The sequence below is a fragment of the Streptococcus sp. SI1 genome (genome assembly GCF_030439945.1).
Classification (GTDB): Bacteria; Bacillota; Bacilli; order Lactobacillales; family Streptococcaceae; genus Streptococcus; species Streptococcus intermedius.
The window spans coordinates 165,080-171,079 of sequence record NZ_JAQFJE010000005.1; the positions used below are offsets into that span (position 1 = coordinate 165,080).

The 6,000-nt window shown below is 37.0% G+C and carries 4 protein-coding genes, 6 tRNA genes and 2 pseudogenes; 4 read left to right on the forward strand and 8 right to left on the reverse strand.

What is annotated here, in order from left to right; all coding sequences use genetic code 11:
- The first annotated feature begins 770 nt into the window (after window positions 1–770).
- Both PCY10_RS07580 and galU read left to right on the forward strand, forming a co-directional pair.
- On the forward strand, window positions 771–1,787 hold the full coding sequence (locus tag PCY10_RS07580) for an NAD(P)H-dependent glycerol-3-phosphate dehydrogenase (protein ID WP_003076007.1): 1,017 nt from the start codon (window positions 771–773) through the stop codon (window positions 1,785–1,787).
- 25 nt (window positions 1,788–1,812) lie between these two features.
- Window positions 1,813–2,712 (forward strand): UTP--glucose-1-phosphate uridylyltransferase GalU, encoded by a 900-nt coding sequence (gene galU / locus PCY10_RS07585; protein WP_020999214.1) that lies wholly within the window; start codon window positions 1,813–1,815, stop codon window positions 2,710–2,712.
- A gap of 96 nt (window positions 2,713–2,808) precedes the next feature.
- Here galU and PCY10_RS07590 read toward each other — a convergent pair.
- Window positions 2,809–3,646, reverse strand: a pseudogene (locus PCY10_RS07590) (hypothetical protein).
- A gap of 368 nt (window positions 3,647–4,014) precedes the next feature.
- Between PCY10_RS07590 and PCY10_RS07595 the strand changes: the two are divergent.
- Complete coding sequence (locus PCY10_RS07595; protein WP_003073927.1) at window positions 4,015–4,422, forward strand: pyridoxamine 5'-phosphate oxidase family protein; 408 nt, start codon at window positions 4,015–4,017, stop codon at window positions 4,420–4,422.
- A 40-nt stretch (window positions 4,423–4,462) separates the two neighbouring features.
- Here PCY10_RS07595 and PCY10_RS07600 read toward each other — a convergent pair whose 3' ends face one another.
- Window positions 4,463–4,768: a helix-turn-helix domain-containing protein gene (locus PCY10_RS07600; RefSeq protein ID WP_003073925.1), complete on the reverse strand. Its 306-nt coding sequence runs from the start codon at window positions 4,766–4,768 to the stop codon at window positions 4,463–4,465.
- A 112-nt stretch (window positions 4,769–4,880) separates the two neighbouring features.
- On the opposite strand from PCY10_RS07600, the pseudogene PCY10_RS07605 reads away from it, so the two are divergent.
- Window positions 4,881–5,342 (forward strand): annotated as a pseudogene (locus PCY10_RS07605) (tyrosine-type recombinase/integrase); the annotation flags it as partial.
- 101 nt (window positions 5,343–5,443) lie between these two features.
- On the opposite strand, the gene PCY10_RS07610 reads toward PCY10_RS07605, so the two are convergent.
- From PCY10_RS07610 to PCY10_RS07635, 6 genes are all read right to left on the reverse strand, one after another.
- Window positions 5,444–5,527, reverse strand: a tRNA-Leu gene (locus PCY10_RS07610).
- A gap of 8 nt (window positions 5,528–5,535) precedes the next feature.
- Window positions 5,536–5,607, reverse strand: a tRNA-Gln gene (locus PCY10_RS07615).
- A 19-nt stretch (window positions 5,608–5,626) separates the two neighbouring features.
- A tRNA-His gene (locus tag PCY10_RS07620) sits at window positions 5,627–5,699 on the reverse strand.
- A 12-nt stretch (window positions 5,700–5,711) separates the two neighbouring features.
- A tRNA-Trp gene (locus PCY10_RS07625) sits at window positions 5,712–5,782 on the reverse strand.
- A 6-nt stretch (window positions 5,783–5,788) separates the two neighbouring features.
- A tRNA-Tyr gene (locus tag PCY10_RS07630) sits at window positions 5,789–5,869 on the reverse strand.
- Window positions 5,870–5,883: 14 nt separating this feature from the next.
- A tRNA-Phe gene (locus PCY10_RS07635) sits at window positions 5,884–5,956 on the reverse strand.
- Window positions 5,957–6,000: the final 44 nt, after the last annotated feature.

A 6,000-nucleotide genomic window follows, 5' to 3' on the forward strand; every position in this document is an offset into this window, starting at 1 on the left:
TCGAATTCCAATGATACGACTATCATCTGCTACCATTGTTTAGACTCTAAAATTAGAAGCTGTTGGCCAAAGATTTAAAGGACATTTTGATACTTCGGTAGCTAAGGTCAAGCCGGCTAGTACGATTAACAATATTCCCTTTCTCAGTTTGAATAACTCAAGAAACCCTAACAGGTAATAGCTATCAATGTGCTGAGTGAGAGCCCAAAATGAAACATTGAATAACTGCAACCCCTGATAAATTATTATCATTGATTTTTCTTAGTGAAACATTTTTGCCATTATATCCCGTCCTAATTCGTCTCGCGTCATATTGTAGGTCTCACTAATCATCTCTTTTTCATTCCTCGTAAAACCAAAGATGCCTATGTTGTCTCCCACACAAAATCAACTCATCAATACTCTCAACATAATCTTTCATCAAATGGTTATCACAAGAGGAAACATCATAGGCAGTTCTACAGTAACTTTAATACTCTTATTGTGTTTACAAGAAACAGAAGAATGAATTTTTCCCATCTTACCGGTAAGGCAAAGAGTAATGGTTGCTACAACAAGTGGCCCGCTTGTACGATTTTTTCCTTAACAGTTATTCTCTCTTCTCGCATCTTCTTCAAGAGAAACTACTTCTAACACATCTCTAAATAAGCATTCCAGATAGAAAGACTTACCAACATTCATCTGTCGAGCAATCCACCCCCAACATTAGACAAGAAATTTATCGCTTTCTATGGTAAAATAAAACTAGAAAACTCTACAAGGAGAAGAACATGGAAAAACAAACAGTTGCTGTTTTAGGCCCTGGTTCATGGGGCACTGCTTTGGCACAAGTATTAAATGATAATGGACATGAAGTTCGTATTTGGGGTAATATTGCCGAGCAAATCACTGAAATCAACGAACACCATACCAATAAACGCTATTTCAAGGATATCGTTCTCGATGAAAAGATTACTGCCTATTATGACTTAAAAGAAACTCTTGACGGTGTTGATGCCATTCTTTTCGTTGTTCCAACAAAAGTTACACGTCTTGTAGCCAAACAAGTCGCTCAAGTACTTGATCACCCAGTTAAGGTGATGCACGCTTCAAAAGGACTCGAACCCGATACTCATAAACGACTTTCCATGATTTTAGAAGAAGAATTGTCTCCAAATTTACGAAGCGAAGTGATTGTTGTATCTGGACCAAGTCATGCTGAAGAAACTATCGTTCGTGATATTACTCTTATCACAGCAGCCTCAAAAGACTTAGAAGCAGCAAAATATGTTCAAGAACTTTTCAGCAATCACTACTTCCGCCTCTACACTAATACAGATGTCATTGGCGTAGAAACAGCCGGTGCACTAAAAAATATCATTGCTGTCGGAGCAGGTGCTCTTCATGGTCTCGGTTACGGTGACAATGCCAAAGCTGCCATTATCACACGCGGCTTAGCGGAAATTACTCGTCTTGGCGTCAAACTCGGTGCTAGTCCCTTAACATATAGTGGTTTATCTGGAGTAGGAGATTTAATTGTCACAGGAACCTCCGTTCACTCACGTAATTGGCGCGCTGGTGATGCTCTTGGTCGTGGCGAAAAGTTAGAAGATATTGAAGCCAACATGGGCATGGTTATCGAAGGAATTTCCACCACCAAAGCTGCTTACGAACTCGCACAAGAACTGGGTGTCTATATGCCAATTACTCAAGCAATCTATCACGTAATTTATGAAAGCCTTAACATAAAAGACGCCATTTATGATATAATGAATAATGAATTTAAAGCTGAAAACGAATGGTCGTAATTAGCTACTAAAAAAGGAGTGTCATATGACTCAAGTAAGAAAAGCTGTTATTCCTGCTGCTGGACTTGGAACTCGTTTCTTGCCAGCCACAAAAGCGCTCGCCAAAGAAATGCTACCTATTGTTGACAAACCAACTATTCAATTTATTGTCGAAGAAGCATTAAAATCTGGTATCAAAGACATCTTGGTTGTAACCGGAAAATCTAAACGATCTATTGAAGACCACTTTGATTCAAACTTTGAATTGGAGTATAACCTCAAAGAAAAAGGGAAATCTGACCTTTTAAAACTCGTAGATGAAACAACTGGTATCGGCCTTCATTTCATTCGCCAAAGCCATCCACGCGGTCTTGGAGATGCCGTTTTACAAGCCAAAGCTTTCGTTGGAAATGAACCCTTTGTCGTTATGTTAGGTGATGATCTGATGGACATTACAAACGACAAAGCAGTTCCGCTAACCAAACAGTTAATGAATGATTACGAAGAAACACATGCGTCAACCATTGCTGTCATGAAAGTACCACACGATGACGTTTCGTCTTATGGTGTTATTGACCCGCAAGGTGAAGGAGTAAATGGACTCTACAGCGTGGAGACCTTTGTTGAAAAACCAAAACCAGAAGACGCACCAAGTGACCTTGCGATTATTGGTCGCTACCTTTTGACACCAGAAATCTTTTCCATTTTGGAAACACAAGCTCCAGGTGCTGGAAATGAAATCCAACTGACAGATGCCATTGATACTCTCAATAAAACACAAAGAGTATTTGCCCGTGAATTCACAGGTGATCGTTATGACGTTGGTGACAAATTTGGCTTTATGAAAACATCTATTGATTACGCCCTCAAACATCCCCAAGTAAAAGATGACATGAAACAATATATCATCGATTTGGGTAAAAAATTAGATAAAAAGAAAAACTAACAAATCACATTTATAGTTGATATTAGAATCAAAAATTCTCTAGTATCACCACATTTTTCTGTCACAATCTCGTCAACTGTAGTAGGGTGGCTAGATTTAATCTGTGGAGAGGACTGTTTTGGTCTTCTCCTTTTTGATATTCAAAACACTGAAAATACATATTTTATAGCTTTCAAATTTTTGAAAGCTAAAAGTATGGCGCTTACTTCCTTTTAGAAGGTTGTTGGCAACTGCTAATTTTGCATTGGAATAAAGAAACTCCAGTACATTGATAATTTTCTTCTTATCTTTGATGAAAGTCATAAAGGCAATCTGCAAAATGGGACTGAACACGTCCATGGTAGCACCCTTAACTTGGTGCTTGACCTTTCGAAGATAGTGTAGGGAACGATTCAGATGATAATTTGAGTTCTCCATTCGACGACAACTAAGACTTTTTTAGAGTCAAAATCTGGCGCAGCAGAACTCATCTTTGCCTTTTTAAAAGCAGCCTCGTCCCAACTCATAATTGGGAGCAAATAGGAAAAATCTATTTTGAATGACAAATGAAGGAGAGACCACCGACTGAACGGCAGTGGTCTTCATAGAAACCTTGGTGATTTGTTTTTGAACCATTTTCTGGTGAATACTGTACAGAATTTAGTGCTTCTTTTTTACTAAAAAGGTCTCCACAATAGCCATTCCTCGCAGGCTTGAGATGTGAAGCGTTGCTTTTTAAGCAGATCAAGATCAAAATCTTATAGGCAACTGTTACCAGATTAAGGGATTTTAGAAGGCTTTCGGAAATCCTCTTCAGCCATTTTTACAGAGCAATAGACAAGGAATCTGCCTTTCTTAGAATTATCTGATGAGTCTTAGCCTGTTCGACATTTATAAAAATGATACTAGAATCTTCAATTCCCAGTAAGTTTGTGCCGAAATGAAGCTGTTCCATATAGCGGTTTTCTAATGATGGTTTGGATGCTTTTCATCGCAGTTCTTATGGGTATTTTCTTCCACATTCAATCCCCATCACCTCTGCGACGAATTCCCCTTACTACAAACTTAAATATAAAGTTGGCCAAATAGGTGACCAAAAATAATAACAATATAAACTTAGCCACTAATTTATAACAAAATGCAACAGAAAGTACGATTGCTTTACACTTAATCTAAACGCCTCATTTTTATGATCCAAAAATCTCTTGATGTCAAGGTTACTTATTTAATACCAACTTCCTAAAAAGTGCCTACTTTACAAAGTATTTAAGGAATTATACAATTAATATATAAAGAGAGAGTCTAAAAGGAGGTACAAACTATATGATTGATTTCCATTCAATTTTAAAAAAGAACCTTTATGGTGTATTCGCAACAACAGCTAACGGGAAACCTCAAACAAGAATTTTTCAATATCTCTTTTCTGTTGATGATAAGGTATATTTTGGAACAACTAATGATAAACCCACTTATAGGCAATTAATAGAGAATCCCTATATATCATTTTGTTCACACACACCAGATTATATGAATGTGTTGTCAATTAACGGAAAAATTAACTTTGTTGATGATTTATCGTTAAAAACTCGAGCAATGGAAGAATACCCAGCTATAAAAGAGCTATACAAATTCCCAGAAAACCCAATATTTGAAATTTTTTATGTAGATATTGAGACAGTAAAAACTTTTGATTTTGAACATGGAGCAAAAGAATATACATTATCTAATTAATCTACAACTAACTTAATAACTCTCTCTTTTTATTTATTATTTACTTTTTATATGTGTCCCCCCAATCTCTTAAAGCATATAAAATTGGCTTTAAACTAAGACCTAAGTCGGTTAGATAATATTCTACTTTAATGGGCTTTCCACAATAAACTTTTCTACCAATTAAAGAACTTTCTTCTAATTCGTGTAAATTTTCACTTAATACTTTTTTCGTTATAGGATTAAGAGACCGTTCTAATTGACCATAACGTTTCTTCCCACTAAGCAACTCATGAATTATAAGAACTTTCCATTTATTGGATATTAGCGATAATGTAAGTTTTACAGGACATATATTGTTAACCAAAAAAAATTCCCCTTACTTAATAATTATTATTAAATTTTATTTTTATTCTAACATTAAATCAAATAGAAGTACATTTAAACCAGTATTATAAAACTAATATAGCAAAGAAAGAAAAGTAGAACACCATTATTTATATACACATAGAAGGTATAACACTACAACATGGAAGTAGACAAAACCTAAAAATGATACCTCAATACGAGCAATACCAATAGATAACAAAACCATTAAGATTCTGACAAAACTAAAAAAAGAGCAAGCTCGTATCAATGCTATTTTAGTGCGGACAAATAACGAGAAATTTCTCTTTTTCCATTATGGATTAGAGCATGATATACCATCTGTTGCGACAGCAAATAAAGCCCTTAAAAATAATATTTTAAAAGAACTAAATATTCAACCAATAATAACTACAAAAGGTTTACGCCATACCTACGGCTCATATTTATTACACAACAATGTTGATATGGGAGTAGTTGCAAAAATACTAGGTCATAAAGATATCCAAATGTTGATAAAGGTGTATGGTCATACTATGACACAAAGAATTGATAAAGAGTTCAAAGACGTATAATCTATCATGGATAGATTATAATTGGTGTACAATTTGGGATACGATAAACAAAAACATCAAAAAAAGCCCAGTAGAATAAGCTTTCTACTGAGCTAGTTTTATACCGGCGGCCGGGGTCGAACCGGCACGTCCTTGCGGACACTGGATTTTGAGTCCAGCGCGTCTGCCAATTCCGCCACGCCGGCAAGTTAAACTGGGGTAGCTGGATTCGAACCAACGCATGAGGGAGTCAAAGTCCCTTGCCTTACCGCTTGGCTATACCCCAATACTATAAAATTAAAATAGGCGAGTGATGGGGATCGAACCCACGCATGCCAGAGCCACAATCTGGTGTGTTAACCACTTCACCACACCCGCCATAATTCTATACACGGGCAGTAGGAATTGAACCCACACTGAAGGTTTTGGAGACCTTAGTTCTACCTTTAAACTATGCCCGTACAAGATGGAAGGGGAGGGATTCGAACCCCCGAACCCGAAGGAGCGGATTTACAGTCCGCCGCGTTTAGCCTCTTCGCTACCCTTCCTAATATCAAACAAATGGCGCGAGACGGAATCGAACCGCCGACACATGGAGCTTCAATCCATTGCTCTACCAACTGAGCTACCGAGCCAACCTATTGCGGGAGCAGGATTTGAACCTACGACCTTCGGGTTA